Below are 768 nucleotides of genomic sequence, written 5' to 3'. Positions count from 1 at the left end.
GAAGAGGAAATTCGCGAAGCGGACGCAATCATTATTGCTGCAGACCGCTCGGTAAACAAAGACCGGTTTATAGGCAAAAAACTGCTGTCTGTAGGGGTACAGGACGGCATCCGCAAACCGGAGGAATTGATTCGAAAAGCTCTTAACGGGGATATACCGGTCTATCGTTCCGCTTCAAAACCGGAATCCGGTAATCATCCGGAGAAGAAACAAAATCCAATTTATCGTCATTTAATGAACGGCGTTTCATTTATGGTTCCTTTTATTGTCGTCGGCGGATTATTGATAGCGGTTGCATTAACGCTTGGAGGGGAGAAAACACCTAAAGGCTTAGTTATTCCGGATGATTCCTTCTGGAAAACGATTGAACAGATCGGCAGTGCTTCATTTTCATTTATGATTCCGATTTTAGCCGGCTATATCGCCTATAGCATCGCTGATAAACCGGGGCTTGTGCCAGGGATAATCGGCGGATATATTGCGGCGACTGGAAGTTTTTATGACAGCGCAAGCGGCGCCGGATTCCTCGGGGGGATTATTGCCGGGTTTTTGGCCGGATATGCTGCACTTTGGATAAAGAAATTAAAAGTTCCAAAAGCCATCCAGCCGATTATGCCGATTATTATTATTCCGGTGTTTGCATCACTGATTGTAGGTTTAGCGTTTGTGTTTTTGATCGGCGCGCCTGTAGCTCAAATTTTCGCCTCTTTAACAGTTTGGCTGGCGGGGATGAAAGGGTCGAGCTCGATCCTTCTGGCATTGATTTTA

General features: G+C 46.0%; 1 pseudogene. It reads left to right on the top strand.

The features are described from left to right. Positions 1–768, top strand: a pseudogene (gene manP / locus ACWHAR_RS26175) (PTS mannose transporter subunit IIABC); the annotation flags it as partial.

It is taken from the genome of Bacillus sp. LR--39 (assembly GCF_053613335.1).
This window is presented reverse-complemented; position numbering and strand designations above follow the sequence as displayed.